Consider the following 16,452-nt stretch of genomic DNA (forward strand, 5'->3'; position numbering starts at 1 on the left):
CTTAAGACTACGCTGGTCATCATTACCGTTCTGTCACTGACTACGCTCGGTTTTTTTACATGGAATCGTACGCATGTCTGGAAAGACGGGATCACGCTCTGGGGTAATGTAATAAAACATTATCCTTTGAACTCCATAGCATATAACAACAGGGGGGCAGCATATTTTGTCAATAAACAGTACGATGAAGCAATAAGAGATCTTACCGGCGCGATAGCCATAAGTCCAAACTATGACCAGGCAAACGCGAACCTCTGCCGTATCTACATAACTACAGGGGAAAAGAATAAGGCGCTGCCTTTTTGCTTAAAAGCAATTCAGGTAAATCCCCGTATGGACGATGTGTATAACCTGTTAGGCAATCTATACTATGAACAAGACAAGAATGCCGCAATATTCTTGTATAAGAAATCAATAGAAGCAAAACCAGGAAACGAACGTGCTTACTATAACCTCTGCACAACGTATCTGTCTATGCAGGAATATGAAAACGCAGAAAATGCCTGCCGGAAAGCCATTGAAATCGATCCGGGGTTTGCAGACGCCTACAACAATCTGGGGAACGTTTATCTGGCAACAGGCAGACAAAAAGAGGCCGTGGTATCTTACAAAAAAGCTCTTGAACTAAACCCCGACATAGGTGCCGCCCACAATAATCTTGGCACTATTTACCTTTACGCAAAGCAGTATGATCTTGCCATATACCATATCGACCGGGCTGTCGCATTAGGTCACAAGGTACACCCGGATATATTGAAGATGCTGAAACAATACCGGAAAATAGAATAACCAATAATCAAACATCAATCACCAAATAATATCCAATAACCAATGACCGAATACCCAAACGGGGAAATACCGGCAAGTCTTTGTTTGGTTATTGAATATTGGGTATTGGTGATTAATTGGAGCTTGGTTATTGGTGTTTGGTGATTCTGTGTACTTATGTTTGGTTATTCTCTTCCCCGGAAGCAGGCTACCCTGTGCTCTTTACTGCCGGTAAGTTGAGGCATGGAATCGCGGCAGGCGGGATTTCTCTCCTCACATCTCGGATAGTACGAACATCCCCTGCTCCCGTCAAAAACAGCTTCGTCCTCTTTTCTGAAAAATTCTCCCTTTGCGGCATTGATGAGCATCTTCGTGTAGGGGTGAAACGGGCTCAAAAAGACCTCATCTCTTGTCCCCGTCTCAACCACCATGCCCTTGTACATAACGATGATCTCGTCAGAGACAAATCTCACGATATTGAGGTCGTGGGATACAAACAACATCGCAATATCCGTTCTGTCTTTTATATCGAGGAAGAGGTTGACGATCTGTGCCTGGATCGATACATCAAGCGAAGAAACGGGCTCATCTGCAATGATCAGAGCGGGATCTGTCGTAAGTGTCCTCCCGATCGCAACCCTCTGGCGCTGACCGCCGCTCATTTCATGGGGATACTTGTTTATAAATCCTTCGTCAAGACCGACGTTCTTCAAGATCTCCATGACCTTGTCCTTTATGTCCTTTCTTTCGACAATCTTATGAAAAAGCAACGGCTCCGCGATAGTATCAAAAACCTTTTTCCGGGGGTTTAATGATGAATATGGATCCTGAAAGATGATCTGCATCTGTCTTCGCAGGGTTTTAAGCTCTCCTTTCGGCATATTTAACAGGTCCCTGCCGAGAAACAAGATCGTCCCGCTGTCAGGCCTTTCAAGAAGTAAGATACACCTCGCAAGGGTGCTTTTACCGGAACCGCTCTCACCGACGATACCGATGGTTTTCCCTTCGTCAAGCTCGAGAGACACCCCGCGCAGGGCATTGATAATGTCTTTTTTCACTGAAAAGACGGATTTCCTTACCTCGTAGACCCTCCGCAGGTCTAATACAGATAACACCTGACCCATTGTCCATTTCCTATCTGTTTCATAATCGGTTCCCCTTCCCTGCAAACAGGCATCACATAAGGACACCGCGGATGGAACTTGCATCCCCGGGGAAGCTCGGCAAGCTTCGGAACAGAACCAGGGATAGCCGTAAGGCGTTTTTCATTGCCCGTAAGACCGTAAATAGACGAGAGCAAGCCCTTACTGTAAGGGTGGAGCGGTTCTCTAAAAAAGATATCTACAAGATTCTGCTCAAGCATCCTGCCGGCATACATGATCCCTATTCTTTTGCCAAATTTTCTCATTATATTGAGGTTATGGGTAATAAAGATCATCGACATGGCGAAGTCATTCACCAGATCCTGCAGCAGGTTAATGATCTGGGACTCAGTCGCCACATCCAGAGCGGTTGTGGGCTCATCAGCGATAACAAGGGACGGACCGCATGATATGGCGATCCCGATAAGGATCCTCTGTCTCTGCCCACCGCTTAACTGGTGCGGGTATTGAGCATATCTCTTTTCCGGTTCATCAAACCCGACCTGTTTCAAAAGCTCAATAGCCCTGCCCTTAGCTTCTCTTTTTCCGACATTTTTATGTATGATGATAGCCTCACTGATCTGTTCACCGACACGGAATACAGGGTTCAGGGCGCTCATCGGCTCCTGGAATATCATGCCGATCCTGCCGCCCCTGACCCCTTCCATTTCCCGCTCTGATAATCCGAGGAGGTCTCTGCCTTCAAAGACAACCTTGCCCTTTACTATCCTGCCGGGGGGCTGGACGAGTCTCATAACAGACATGGCTGTCATGGTCTTCCCACAGCCGCTTTCACCTATAAGGCCGAAGATCTCTCCCCTGGAAACGGAAAAACTCACGCCATCGACGGCATTTATAACATCCTTGTCAGTAAAAAAAGACGTGTTCAGGTCTGTAACGTCCAGCAATTGCATATTATCCTCTTACCCGCGGTTCATCATCGCAGCATAAAATCTTTTTGCTTATTTGAACCTTATGCATTATACTAATCCAAAACAAAATGGCAAGCCTTTTGTATGTGGATTTTCAGACACAGACGTATCTTACATAGAATGATTACAGATTAAAAACTATTCCGGAATAAGGTATTTTAAAGGTATTTTTTTTAAAAGTTATCTATTCATAAGCGAGGTGCACAATGCCACAAAAAAGTGATAAGACCTTCCGGGAAGGGCTCACATTCGACGATGTCCTGCTCGTACCATCAATGAGCAGGATATTGCCATCTGACGTTGATGTTTCTACCCATCTTACCCGGACGATCAAACTGAGCATACCGATAGTAAGCGCAGCCATGGATACCGTTACAGAATCGAAAACAGCTATCTGTCTGGCCCAGGAAGGCGGGATAGGCATCATCCACCGGAATATGGGCATCATGGAACAGGCACAGGAGGTGGAAAAGGTAAAAAAATCAGAAAGCGGCATGATCATTGATCCTATAACCATCACACCCGAACAGAAGATAAAAGACACCCTGGAGCTCATGGCAAAATACAGGATATCCGGCATCCCTGTCACAAAAGGCAAGAAGCTTGTCGGTATCATCACCAACAGAGACCTGAGGTTTGAGACAAACCTTGAAGAGAAGGTCCAGAATGTCATGACAAAGGATAATCTCGTAACCGTTAAAGAAGGTATAACGCTCGAAGAATCAAAAAAGATCCTCCACAAACACAAGATAGAAAAGCTCCTCGTCGTCGATAAAGAATTCAACCTGAGAGGATTGATCACCATCAAGGATATTGAAAAGATGAGAAAGTACCCTTATTCATGCAAAGACCATCTTGGGAGATTACGGGTAGGAGCAGCCGTCGGGGTCAGCAGCGACCGGGAACAGCGCGTTGATGCCCTTCTGAAGGCGGGTTGTGACGTGATCGTTGTCGATACTGCACATGGTCATTCAGAAAATGTTATTGAAACAATCACGGTCTTGAAAAGCACCTTCAAAGATATACAGAGCATTGCGGGAAACATAGCAACGAAAGAAGTTTGTGTGGCGCTCATCAAGGCGGGGTGTGATGCCGTCAAGATCGGCGTAGGACCAGGTTCCATCTGCACAACAAGGATCATAGCAGGGATCGGGGTGCCGCAGATCTCGGCTATCATCGAAGCATCAAAGGCTGCTGCCCGGTATAACATACCGATCATCGCCGATGGCGGGATCAAATTTTCCGGCGATATTACAAAGGCCATCGCGGCCGGGGCCCATTCAGTGATGATCGGGAACCTCTTCGCAGGAACAGACGAGACGCCCGGTGAAATGGTTCTGTACCAGGGACGCACATACAAGGTTTACAGGGGCATGGGCTCGCTTGAAGCCGTGAAAGAAGGAAAATCCAGAGACAGGTACGGCATCCCGGAGGATGAGATAGAGACAAAGATAGTGCCCGAGGGCATTGAAGGCAGGGTCCCATACCGGGGTTCATTATCAATATGTATCAATCAGCTCATAGGCGGGCTGAAGGCAGGGATGGGCTACGTAGGCAGCCGCGATCTGAAAGAATTGCAGGCCAAAAGCCGGTTTATTCGTATCACCTCAGCGGGTTTGAGGGAAAGCCATGTCCACGATGTCATTATCACAAAAGAAGCGCCAAATTACAGGATAGAATGAGGCAGCCATGGATTACCACAAGGAATTAATTGTAATACTCGACTTCGGGTCACAATATACCCAGCTCATAGCAAGGAAGGTAAGGGAGCTGGGGGTATATTGCGAGATATTCCCTCACAACCTGGACATCGAGAAGATACGATCCCTTAATCCAAAAGGTATTATCCTGTCCGGCGGCCCGAGAAGCGTGACGGAGAAAGATGCGCCTGTCTGTGATGATGCGGTCTTCAGGCTTGGCGTGCCGATCCTGGGGATCTGTTATGGTCTGCAGCTCATTGCAAGCATCTATTCCGGCCGGGTCGATAAATCTCCGAAGAGGGAATACGGGAAGGCGAATATCACCGTCGATAAAAGCGACAGGTTTCTCGAGGGCGTCAGTAACGGGGATATCGTATGGGCGAGCCATCAGGACAAGATCTTAAAGATGCCGAAGGGGTTTATCACCCTCGCGCACACTGATAATTCCCCCCACGCCGTCATCCGGGACACGGCGGGAAAGATTTACGGCGTCCAGTTCCACCCTGAAGTTCACCACACAAGAAAAGGCAAACGCATACTGAGGAATTTTCTTTACAAGGTCTGCAAAGTAAAGGGGCTCTTCTCACCAAAATCATTCGTAGAGCTGGCAACTGAAAGGATCAGGAACGAAGTGGGGGATGAACATGTTGTCTGCGCATTAAGCGGCGGCGTTGATTCTTCAGTCGTTGCCATGTTGATCCATAAGGCAATAGGCAACAAACTCCACAGCGTCTTTGTAAACAACGGCGTACTGAGAAAAAAAGAAGAACAAGAGGTGCTCAAGGCCTTCAAGGGCAAATTCCATATGAATCTAAAATATGTTGATGCCGAGGACCTCTTCCTGAACGCGCTGAAAGGCGTCAAAGACCCGGAGAAAAAAAGGAAGATCATCGGAAGCCTCTTTATCAGGATCTTTGAGAAAGAGGCAAAAAGTATAGGCAACGTAAGGTATCTTGCCCAGGGCACGCTCTACCCCGATGTCATCGAAAGTGTCTCCTTTAAAGGCCCCTCTGCCACGATAAAGAGCCATCATAATGTGGGCGGGCTTCCGAAAAGGATGAGATTAAGACTCCTGGAGCCTCTCAGGGAGCTCTTCAAGGATGAGGTAAGGATCGTCGGGAAGGAACTGGGGTTACCCGACAGCATTGTCCACAGGCAGCCTTTCCCCGGTCCTGGGCTGGCAATCAGGATTATCGGGGATGTGACAAAAGAAAGGATTAATGTACTGAAGGACGCCGACAGCATCGTCAGGGATGAGGTGGAGAGGAACGGTAAGTTCAGGCATATCTGGCAATCATTTGCCATCCTTATTCCTGTAAAGACAGTCGGGGTTATGGGTGATGAAAGGACATACGCAAATGTCATTGCCCTGAGAATAGTGGAGAGCGAAGATGCCATGACGGCAGACTGGGCAAGGATCCCCCCTGAAACACTCGATATTGTGGCAAGACGGATCATCAATGAAGTGCCCGGCGTCAACAGGGTTGTATACGATATCTCTTCAAAACCACCGAGCACTATTGAGTGGGAGTAAATGGCAGACTTCGTCCACCTTCACCTGCACACACAGTACAGCCTCTTAGATGGGGCAATCCGCTTCGACAGGCTCTTCGATCTGGCAAAACAATACAGGATGAAAGCCTGCAGCATCACGGACCATGGCAACATGTTCGGCGCCGTCGATTTCTATTTTACCGCACAGGAAGCGGGAATAAAACCGATAATAGGCTGTGAAGCCTATCTCGCGCCAAAATCCCGCTTTGATCAGAAAAGGACAAAAGGCGAAGACAACGCGTATCATATAGTGCTCCTCGCGATGAACCAGGAAGGCTACGGGAATCTTCTTAAACTCACAAGCCTGGGTCACCTCGAAGGCTTTTATTACGTTCCGAGAATTGATAAGGAGCTTTTAAGGTCCCACAGCTCCGGTCTCATCTGCCTCACGGCATGCATAAAAGGAGAGATACCCAATCTCATCCTGAAGGATGACGAAAGATCGCTGGGAAAGACCATAGAAGAATACCGCGAGATGTTCGGTGAGAGGCTTTTCTTTGAGCTGCAGGACAATGGGCTTGTAGAACAGAAAAAGATCAATGAGCGGCTTATTGATCTTTCAAAACACTACGGCATCCCTATCGTTGCGACCAATGACTGTCACTATCTCAAAAAGGAAGATGCAAGGGCACATGAACTCCTCTTATGCATACAGACAGGAAAAACGATAAATGACAAAACGAGGATGAGCTTCAGCACCGACCAGTTTTACTTCAAATCCCCCGAAGAGCTTGAGCTCGCGTTCTCCAGATACCCTGAAGCCCTCTCAAATACTGTCAAAATCGCTGAGATGTGCAACCTGACCATAGAAACAGGCACCTACCATTTCCCCGAATTCACTCCACCTGGTTCACTGGGATTGAACGAATATTTTGAAAAGCTCTGCACCGAGGGCTTCAACAAAAAAATGGAGCAGATCCACTCACCGCATCGAACGCCCGGTGAAAACAGCCTCGAAAAATACCGGCAGCGGTTTCTCTACGAACTGGAGGTAATCAAAAAAACAGGTTTTGCCGGGTATTTTCTGATCGTCTCAGACTTCATCAATTACGCGAAGGAAAACGGTATCCCTGTCGGCCCGGGAAGAGGTTCCGCAGCGGGCAGTCTCATAGCATACTGTCTCGGCATTACCGATATCGACCCCATAAAATACGACCTTATCTTTGAACGGTTCTTAAACCCCGAGAGGATAAGCATGCCCGATATCGACGTCGACTTTTGTAAAAAAGGAAGGGACGACGTGATCAGGTACGTGACAGATAAATACGGAAAGGATAACGTCGCCCAGATCATCACCTTCGGGACGATGCAGTCTAAGGCGGCGGTGAGGGACGTGGGGAGGGCGCTGGGGATGCCTTATGCAGAGGTCGACAAGATCGCCAAACTCATCGTATCAACTGACAGCGGGATCGAGAAGGCGATCAGGGAAGAACCGCAGATCAAGGAACTGTACCAGAAGGACGACCGTGTAAAAGAGCTGCTCGACAATGCCATGGTCCTCGAAGGCCTTGCACGCCACGCATCGACGCATGCGGCCGGCATCGTCATATCGAACAAACACCTGACGGAATACCTGCCCCTTTACAGAGGCCAGCACGACGAGACCGTCACCCAGTACGACATGAGGATCATAGAAAAGATAGGCCTCATAAAGATCGACTTCCTCGGTCTCGAGACCCTGACGTTGATCGACAGCGTCATCAAGCTCCTCCACGCTGAGAACATCGACATCGACATCAATACCATCCCCCTCGATGATCTGAAGACCTATGAGCTTCTCTCCTCGGGGAACACCGCCGGAGTATTTCAGCTTGAAAGCAGGGGAATGAGGGACCTCCTCGTAAAATTAAAACCGACAAAGTTCGATGACATCATGCCGCTCATAGCCCTTTACAGGCCCGGCCCGTTAAAAAGCGGCATGGTTGATGAATTTATCAGGAGAAAGAACAATCCGGCATATATAAAATATGAAACCCCTGAGTTGGAGGGGATCCTCCAGGATACGCACGGCGTCATTATATACCAGGAACAGATCATGAAGATCGCCTCGAAGCTGGCAGGTTTTTCCCTCAAGGACTCAGACGCCCTGAGGAAGGCTATCAGCAAGAAGATCCCCGAGGCCCTTGAAAAATACAAGGAACAGTTTATCCAGGGGGCCATATCAAACGGCGTCTCGTCGAAGGCCGCCGAAAGGATCTATGATATTATCCTCAGGTTCGGGGAGTACGGCTTCAACAAATCACACAGCACGGCCTACGGGCTCATCGCATACCAGACGGCTTACCTCAAGGCGCATTATCCAATCCATTATTTCGCGGCGATGCTCACGAACGAGATCAACGACACCGACAAACTGATCAAATATATCACCGAGTGCCGTGAGTCGGGTATCGAGGTCCTCCCACCCGATATCAATAAAAGCGGAAAGGCCTTTCAGATCGTGGATAACAAGATACGCTTCGGACTCTCCGGCATCAAGAATGTCGGTGATGCGGCGATCGACAATATCCTGCAGGTCAGGGATCAGGTTGGTGAATTCAATTCCTTTGCACATTTTTGCAGCGTTGCAGACTCACGCAAAGCAAATAAGAAGGTTATGGAGAGCTTCGCAAAGGCAGGGTGTTTCGATAGCCTCGGCTTGAAAAGATCCCAGATACTCTACCTTGTGAATGAAAAAACCGGCTCCCTTTCGAAAAAGGGGACAAACAGTTCTTACGTTCAGATGGATATATTCGGGGCCGCAACCGAACCGGATACATTTTTTAAGATACCCGAGATAGAGGAGCTTTCTCACGATGAGATCCTGAGTGGAGAAAAGGAGTCAATGGGTTTTTATTTCAGCCAGCATCCCTTAAAACCATACGAAGAGCTTATCAAAAGACTGACACAGGCGGACAGCCAGAACCTTAAAGATATCGAAACATCAGATGACGTAAGGATCGTCGGTATAGTCAGCGCCAGCAAGGAGATAGTAACAAAAAGGGGTGACAAAATGGCCTATATCTCCCTGGAAGATACAAAAGGAATTATGGAGGTAATTATCTTTCCTGACCTGTTCTCAAAGAATCTTTTCCTGATCCAGAGCGGTAAACCACTTGTGATCACCGGTACGCTTGATAAGTCAGATGACAAAAATATCAAAATGAAATCGAAACAGATCGTATTGCTTGAGGATTGCATAAAAAATTTCAAAAAGGCAGTGAAGATAAAGATACATTGTGAAACATTTAAAAAGACAGAACTCAGGAAACTCAAGGATATTCTTCTCAGCGTAAAGGGCCCTTCAAGGGTTTCGCTCGAGTTTATACTGAATGGGGAAAGCAGGTCTTTAGACGTGCCCCACATAACAATAGACCCCGATAAAAAGGATATACTCTTGAAACATTTTACTGCCGGTATCGACATAGAGGTGTTCGATGAGATATTATCTTGATTTTGAAAAAAAACTTGAACCTTTGGAAAGAAGGATCAATGAAATTGAACGTTTTTACGATATCAACGATCCCCATTATTCGAAAGAGGTGCAGTACCTGCAAAAAAAGATCTCAAAGGTTGAGAAGGAGATCTACGGGGAGCTCACGAACTGGCAGCGTTCCCAGCTTTCCAGGCACCTGAACCGCCCTCACACCCTCGATTATATCCACAACATCTTCAGCGATTTTGTGGAACTCCATGGTGACCGCAAATATAAAGATGATCCGGCTGTTGTCGGTGGATTTGCAAACTACGGGGGCATAAAAGTAGCTGTCATCGGCCACCAGAAAGGAAAAGATGTGCGCGAGATGGCTCACAGGAATTTCGGGATGGCACATCCCGACGGTTACAGGAAGGCAATGAGGGTTATGGACATGGCCAACCGGTGGCAAAAACCCATTATCACATTCATTGACACACCCGGTGCTTTTCCCGGCGTAGGCGCTGAGGAAAGAGGACAAGCCGAGGCGATAGCGTCCAGTATATATTTCATGTTTTCACTCAGCGTTCCTGTCATCACAATAGTAATAGGTGAAGGCGGGAGCGGCGGCGCGCTGGGAATAGGTGTGGGAAATAAGATATTGATGATGGAAAACGCTACATATTCTGTCATCTCACCTGAAGGCTGCGCGGCCATACTATGGCGGGATGGCTCAAAAGGTCCTCTGGCTGCAGACGCATTAAAACCAACATCCTATGATCTCCTGAAACTAAATGTAATAGACGAGATTATTGAAGAACCATTTGGCGGGGCTCACAGGAATTGGGAACAATCCTTTCAAAATACAAAGACCGTATTGAAAAAAAATCTGCACGCTCTGCTGGAAGAAAAACCTGAAGATCTCAAGACCATGCGATACGATAAATTCCGAAAGATGGGTGTCTTCGAGGAGAACAAATGAATCAGATAACGCTCGATATCACAAACAGCCTTAAAAGCAGAACGAACAAAGAAGGTCTTGAAAAGAAGATGATGTACAAGACTTCGCTAAAGCTTGAACAGTATAATAAGGCCCTCTGGAAAAACCCTTACGGTTTTATGGAGCTCCCGAAAAACAGATTCCAGTTCGAGACGATAAAAAAACTTGCCAATAGATCAAAAAGAAAAAAGATCAAAAACCTCGTTATCCTCGGCATAGGAGGCTCATCTCTCGGCACACAGACGATCTTCGAAGCCCTGCTCCATCCTTTCCACAACTACAGCGATGGCATACGAAAAGGCCTGCCGCGATACTTTATTCTTGATAATATCGACCCTCACACAATAAACAGGATCGTGGATATAGTCCGCAAGGAGATCGAGCATACCCTTCTTGTCGTCATCAGCAAATCAGGGGAGACGCCGGAGACGATCTCACAGTTCATGATATTCAAAAAGCTTATGGAAAAGAGCAAAGGCTTCAGGGAGAGGATCATCCTCATTACCGATCAAAAGAAGGGCATCCTGAAACAGATCTCCGAGAAGGAGGGCTACGATACCCTGAACGTTCCCGAAGGGGTCGGGGGAAGATTTTCCGTTCTTACGCCTGTCGGTCTCTTTCCGTCGGCGGTCATGGGCATCGACATAGACGAGATAGCACGCGGCGCCCTCGATATGTCAAACCACATAAGAAAAGCAAGATACACAAACAATATGGCCATTGTCCTTGCGAGCATACTTTACCTGATGGACAAAAGCGGCAGGAATATTCACGTTATCATGCCCTATTGTGAGAGACTGTCGGGATTTGCCGACTGGTTCAGGCAGCTCGAGGCGGAGAGTCTCGGGAAAAACTCCTTCGGTCCGACGCCGATGAAATCGATGGGTGTCACGGATCAGCATTCCCAGCTCCAGTTGTATATAGACGGGCCGAAAGATAAATGCATCATGCTCCTGTACAGCGCCAGGGAGAAAAGACCGATCCCGAAGACCTTCCCTTACATAGACAGCCTTGACTACCTCGCGAAAAAAGACCTCAACGAGCTTTTTCATGCGGAGTTTACCGGAACGAGCCTTTCCCTCACTGAAGCGGGGACGCCGAACTTTTCGATCCTTTTAGACGACATAAACGCCTATAACCTCGGCGCTTTATTTTTTCTCTATGAAGTGGCGATCACCTATCTCGGCCATCTGTACAAGATCAATCCATTCGATCAGCCCGCCGTGGAGCTCGGCAAGATTTACACAAAGGCAATTATGGGAAAGGCGGGCCTCGAAAAACAGAAAAGAGCAGCCGACAGGATACTGTCAGCCCCGAAGACCGTTATAATGTTTTAACCCTGACCTTGCATTAACAGGAACACTGGGGCCGCCTATTTCGTGCAAACACATTCATTTTGATCATGTTACCAGTTGCATTGCTTTCTTGAGGCCATTAGATACAAAAAAACTGCCATATCTATTTGACGCCGAAAAGAAGATTGATAAAGTACTAACAACCAAAAAGTCATCGCATATTGATTGCGGCAAGCACTCACGGTATGGCTCTCTTAGCATCCCACCATAAGCTATATCTGCTTGCCCGTTTCTTTAGAGAGCTTAAACATCTCTTCCTGTTATCAACAATCCGGCAGAGTCATAAAAACTTGATCGTTTCAGATGGCAATCAGCACCTGCTGATAAACAAGGAATAATCTTGCATTTCCAGGAAGAACTATTCATACTTACTATTGTAAATGATTTCACTGAGAAACCCAATACAAAGGAGAATAAGGATGCCAGAAGGAAAAGTTAAGTGGTTTAATGATTCAAAGGGATTTGGTTTTATCGAGCAGGACGGTGGCAAGGACATATTCGTGCATCATTCCGCAATCCAGGGAGAAGGTTTTAAATCGCTGGCTGAGGGTGACCGTGTCAGCTTCGATGTTGTCCAAGGCCCTAAGGGCCCTGCTGCTGAGAATGTTCGCAAGTTGTAAGACCTGAACTTCATTTTCGCTTAAAAGCCTCTCATATCAGGGGGGCTTTTTTATTTCCTCCACCAAAGACTTGGACCAGGCGGTTGCGCTTTGCTTCCTGCAACAGAGTTTTTCTTTCATATGTCTTCAATACAACATTACAATCGGTAATTGTCAGTACGGCTTTTATGGAAAAATAGTACCTGTTAAACGTTTTTTCTTGCAAAATATAATAAATTTCATATCATTGTATTCAGATACTGCGAATAGACAGAGAGAACGATTAAGACTTATCTCTGCTCATATAGAGGTTCCATCCCCCTATTCTCACCATCTAAGGTTTGTAAGAATGTCCAGTAAGTGAGGTAAGTATGGCTATGAGAACCTCTGCAAAGAAGCAGGTACAAAAGAACCCGAATCAAAACGGAGAAGCCCTCCGGGCATTGGTCAACGCTACCAGAGAAACCCTGTTATTGATTGATACGAACGGTACAATCCTTTTAGTAAATGAAACAGCTGCTGAAAGATTCGGGAAAAACGTTCAGGAACTTGTCGGTACCTGTCTATACGATCATTTCCCCCCTGAGTTGGCGAAATCGAGAAAAGAACATTTGGATAAAGTTTTCACCACAGGTAAGCCGGTCCATTTTGAAGATACCAGGGCAGGGAGATCTTACGAAACATATTGCTACCCTATTTTCAATGAGGAAGGGAAGGTATCAAGGGGAACTATTTTTTCTCATGACTTCACCCACCACAAGCAGGCGGAAAAAGCGCTTAAGGAAAGCGAAGAAAGGGTCCGTAATTATATCGAGCGTGCCCCTGATGGCGTATTTATTGTTGATGATACCGGCCGATACCTTGAAGCTAACAAGGCCGCCTGCCAGTTTACCGGCTATTCCAAAGAAGAAATTGAAAAAATGTCTATACGCGATTTACTTGCCGAAGAATCTTTGGAAGATGGATTGGCTCACTTTAAAAAATTAATTGCAACAGGCGCGGCAACGTCTGACCTTTGGCATAAGCATAAAAACGGTTCAAAATGCTGCTTGACCGTTAATGCCGTAAAGCTTTCGGAAACGAGGGTTCTCGGTTTTTGTAAGGACATCACCACCCGCAAGCTCGCCGAAGAGGAACTGAAACAGGCAGTGGAGAAGCTGAGAAAGGGCCTGGTAGGAACCATCCAAGTAATGTCTTTAATAATTGAAACGCGAGACCCATACACTGCGGGTCACCAGAAGAAGGTATCACACCTTGCACGAGCAATTGCTCAGGAGATGAATCTTTCAAAAGATATGATTGATAAAATAAGAATGGCAGGCGTCATCCATGATCTCGGAAAGATATCGGTTCCTGCCGAGATACTGAGCAAACCTACAAAGCTCACAGCAATAGAATTCAGCCTCATCAAGGTCCACTCCCAGGCAGGATACAACATACTAAAAGACGCTGAGTTGCCTTATCCCATAGCCGAAATAGTCCTCCAGCACCATGAAAGGTTAGACGGTTCAGGTTACCCTCAAAGTCTCAAGAATGGCCAGATTCTTCTCGAATCCCAGATTATTGCTGTAGCTGATGTCATTGAAGCCATGGCCTCCCACAGGCCGTACAGACCGGCAAGGGGTATCGATGTAGCACTCGAAGAGATTGAGAAGAACAAAGGCATCTTCTATGATACAAAAGCCGTTGATGCGTGTACACGGTTATTCAGGGAGAAGGGCTTTGCATTTGAAGCAACAGCGTCATAATTTGCTTTGTTTCTACCCGTAATAATTATTTTTCCAGTTCACAAACATATAATATTACCGGCAACCAATCGACCTATTATAAACCTAAAAGATTCACAATGAGAGTATGGAGAGAAACTATTCAACAAAATTCATGTAAATACAGAAATATTTCAATCTCCAAGAGGTTTTTGACCGATGTTGAAAATTAATTTTTGAGAAAGAGCTACTGTCTGTCCTTATGGTGCTCCTTTACCTGATGCATAAAGGCCTCGAGCCTGGTCATGATATTGGTCAGTCCCTGGCCGTCATAGGCGATATTGATAACGGGGATATTGAACCGGTTCTGTATCAACCGCATGATCGCGCTGGAGATCGTGCCCGGCATGCAGGTAAAGGGCATGGCGTTGATAATGCCTGAGGTCCCCTTTTCGATGAAATCGATGCTCTTGCCGACACTCAGTATGGCCTCTCCTTCGAAGCTCTCATCGATATATGGGCTGGCCTTTTCAAGTATCCCTTTCACCTTCGGCTCCTTCCCGTATCTAAGATAGCCCTCGAAGATCTTCTCCATCATATGTTCATCTTTATGCTGTATATACTGCGTGAGGATGATGTTGATGAAATTCGATATACTGCTGTTCTTCACGGATTTTTTCTTGTTCATCTGATTCACGTACGCAATCCACTCAGAGCCGGGGGCAAGCCATACCTCTCCTCCCATCTTCTCCACCCTTTTCACCAGGCTGTCGTTGCTGAATCTGTTCGACCTGATGTAAATCTCTCCCACGATCCCTACAAGAGGTTTCTTCCCGTCTTCCTTTTTTACGTTCAAGAACTTCCCAAGCTCATCCTTCAGTACCCTGCTGATATCCTCACTGCCCCCTTCTATCGATTGCGCAGCGTTCAGTATTGCCTGACGATAGATCTTTTCAGTTTCCCCCTCATTTATCTCGTATGGTCTCGTTTGGTGGAGCATCTTGGTCAGAAGGTCAGCGGCGACAAAGGCCCTCCAGCCAAGCCGTGAAAACTTTCCGCCCACGATATGCAATTCCCTGTAAAAACTATCATCCTGGTTGGGCGCATAGATCGGGACGTTGCCGTGTCCAAGCTCATCCAGCACCATCCTGTGGAACCTGTGATACTGGCCGAAACGGCAGGGTCCGCTGCCGGAAGGCATGAAAAATGCGCTTTTCTCCGGGTCAAAGGATTCTCTCCGGATCGTCCTCACCATATCCCCCGTTGTCAATATACAGGGGTAACATTCCTTTCCGGATGTGAATTTCCTCCCGATATTGACGGTTCTCTCATCTGATTCCTCCATTACCTCGGCATCAAGGCCGCATGCCCTGAAGGCGCCGGCCAATGTGATCGCGTGATCCGACATGTAGGGGATAAAGATCTTTCTGCGCTTCCCGTCCATTGCAAATTTTGCAATTTTCCGCGTTGCCGCCTGTTTACGGGGCTTCGCGTTTTTGATGCTGTCAAGAAATGCCTCCAGCCTTGTCACGACACCGGCATCCGCGCTGTGCTCATCGATTTCAAGCTGCAGGTAAGGCTTTCCACCCATGATCCTCTTGAAAAAATGTGTTATAAATGAATCCGGTCCGCATCCAAAACTCGTAATATAAATGGCATACAGGTTCTGCCTGTCCCGTATGGTCTTTGCCGCTCTCAGGATCTTCTGTCCATAACCCCAGTACATGTTCCGCAGGTCATCATCGATCTCGCCGGGTACATCCAACGGGAGCATATCCATCGGGATCGGATGGACACCGAGATCGATCAATTTCTTGTGGATATTCAGGTTCGCCCCGGAATCGGCGCTGTTATACGGCCTGCCGACGATAACCATCGCTTTATCATTCCCGTCAATGTGTGACAGGAATTCCTGACCTTTCTCATGACAGCTTCTGTAGAATGTATCCTGTACATCGATGGCAATATCAAATGCCTTTTCTATATCCCTTTTGGACCTTCCTATCGTCTTGCCGTAACGTACAAGATTACGCAGTGCCCCTTCTTTCCCTGCCCCGAAATATATGATCGGCGCGTCGACCTTTACACCCATCGCCTCAAAGTCGATAGATGCCCTTACGGTATACGGGATCGACTGCGCGTAGGGACAGGCGAAGGTATTCGGGATGTCTTCCGATGGTTTCTTGAGGTTGATAACGCTGGGGATAAATATCCGCTTGACGCCTTTGTGGAGGATATTCAGGATATGACCGTGCGCCAGCTTGATCGGAAAACATGTCTCGACAATAATATTCTCCACACC

11 protein-coding genes are annotated in these 16,452 nt (G+C 47.0%); 8 read left to right on the forward strand and 3 right to left on the reverse strand.

Going from position 1 to position 16,452, the window contains the following annotated elements:
- Nucleotides 1-789: tetratricopeptide repeat protein (locus PHU49_06335; GenBank protein MDD5243619.1), on the forward strand; the 789-nt coding region annotated here is incomplete at its 5' end.
- 164 nt (nt 790-953) lie between these two features.
- Here PHU49_06335 and PHU49_06340 read toward each other — a convergent pair.
- On the reverse strand, nt 954-1,892 hold the full coding sequence (locus PHU49_06340) for an ATP-binding cassette domain-containing protein (protein ID MDD5243620.1): 939 nt from the start codon (nt 1,890-1,892) through the stop codon (nt 954-956).
- Nucleotides 1,868-2,824, reverse strand: coding sequence for an ABC transporter ATP-binding protein (locus tag PHU49_06345; protein ID MDD5243621.1), 957 nt, complete (start codon nt 2,822-2,824; stop codon nt 1,868-1,870). Before PHU49_06345 ends, PHU49_06340 begins: the two co-directional genes overlap by 25 nt.
- 224 nt (nt 2,825-3,048) lie before the next feature.
- Between PHU49_06345 and guaB the strand changes: the two genes are divergently transcribed.
- From guaB to PHU49_06380, 7 genes are all read left to right on the forward strand, one after another.
- The gene (gene guaB, locus PHU49_06350) at nt 3,049-4,524 is read left to right on the forward strand and encodes an IMP dehydrogenase (GenBank protein ID MDD5243622.1); all 1,476 of its coding nucleotides are present in this window, start codon (nt 3,049-3,051) and stop codon (nt 4,522-4,524) included.
- Nucleotides 4,525-4,531: 7 nt separating this feature from the next.
- Nucleotides 4,532-6,076, forward strand: coding sequence for a glutamine-hydrolyzing GMP synthase (guaA, locus tag PHU49_06355; protein ID MDD5243623.1), 1,545 nt, complete (start codon nt 4,532-4,534; stop codon nt 6,074-6,076).
- A complete protein-coding gene (locus tag PHU49_06360; protein ID MDD5243624.1) occupies nt 6,077-9,529 on the forward strand; it encodes a DNA polymerase III subunit alpha in 3,453 nt (1,150 codons plus the stop codon).
- Entirely contained in the window at nt 9,513-10,472 is a 960-nt protein-coding gene (locus PHU49_06365; protein ID MDD5243625.1) for an acetyl-CoA carboxylase carboxyltransferase subunit alpha, read from the forward strand. Before PHU49_06360 ends, PHU49_06365 begins: the two co-directional genes overlap by 17 nt.
- A complete protein-coding gene (locus PHU49_06370; GenBank protein ID MDD5243626.1) occupies nt 10,469-11,827 on the forward strand; it encodes a hypothetical protein in 1,359 nt (452 codons plus the stop codon). The genes PHU49_06365 and PHU49_06370 overlap by 4 nt, the downstream gene beginning before the upstream one ends.
- A gap of 437 nt (nt 11,828-12,264) precedes the next feature.
- The gene (locus PHU49_06375; GenBank protein MDD5243627.1) at nt 12,265-12,465 is read left to right on the forward strand and encodes a cold-shock protein; all 201 of its coding nucleotides are present in this window, start codon (nt 12,265-12,267) and stop codon (nt 12,463-12,465) included.
- Between the two features lie 350 nt (nt 12,466-12,815).
- A complete protein-coding gene (locus PHU49_06380) occupies nt 12,816-14,192 on the forward strand; it encodes a PAS domain S-box protein (protein MDD5243628.1) in 1,377 nt (458 codons plus the stop codon).
- Nucleotides 14,193-14,397: 205 nt separating this feature from the next.
- Here the strand turns inward: PHU49_06380 and PHU49_06385 are convergent.
- A partial coding sequence (locus PHU49_06385; protein ID MDD5243629.1) for an acyl-CoA dehydratase activase-related protein occupies nt 14,398-16,452 on the reverse strand: 2,055 nt, incomplete at its 5' end.

The sequence above is a fragment of the Syntrophorhabdaceae bacterium genome (genome assembly GCA_028713955.1).
Taxonomy (GTDB): domain Bacteria; phylum Desulfobacterota; class Syntrophorhabdia; order Syntrophorhabdales; family Syntrophorhabdaceae; genus UBA5609.

What these genes read in the sequence shown, in the direction of transcription:
- PHU49_06340 (MDD5243620.1), bottom strand. Translation starts at nt 1,892, where the DNA reads ATGGGTCAGGTGTTATCTGTATTAGACCTGCGGAGGGTCTACGAGGTA.
- PHU49_06345 (MDD5243621.1), bottom strand. Translation starts at nt 2,824, where the DNA reads ATGCAATTGCTGGACGTTACAGACCTGAACACGTCTTTTTTTACTGAC.
- guaB (MDD5243622.1), top strand. Translation starts at nt 3,049, where the DNA reads ATGCCACAAAAAAGTGATAAGACCTTCCGGGAAGGGCTCACATTCGAC.
- guaA (MDD5243623.1), top strand. Translation starts at nt 4,532, where the DNA reads ATGGATTACCACAAGGAATTAATTGTAATACTCGACTTCGGGTCACAA.
- PHU49_06360 (MDD5243624.1), top strand. Translation starts at nt 6,077, where the DNA reads ATGGCAGACTTCGTCCACCTTCACCTGCACACACAGTACAGCCTCTTA.
- PHU49_06365 (MDD5243625.1), top strand. Translation starts at nt 9,513, where the DNA reads ATGAGATATTATCTTGATTTTGAAAAAAAACTTGAACCTTTGGAAAGA.
- PHU49_06370 (MDD5243626.1), top strand. Translation starts at nt 10,469, where the DNA reads ATGAATCAGATAACGCTCGATATCACAAACAGCCTTAAAAGCAGAACG.
- PHU49_06375 (MDD5243627.1), top strand. Translation starts at nt 12,265, where the DNA reads ATGCCAGAAGGAAAAGTTAAGTGGTTTAATGATTCAAAGGGATTTGGT.
- PHU49_06380 (MDD5243628.1), top strand. Translation starts at nt 12,816, where the DNA reads ATGGCTATGAGAACCTCTGCAAAGAAGCAGGTACAAAAGAACCCGAAT.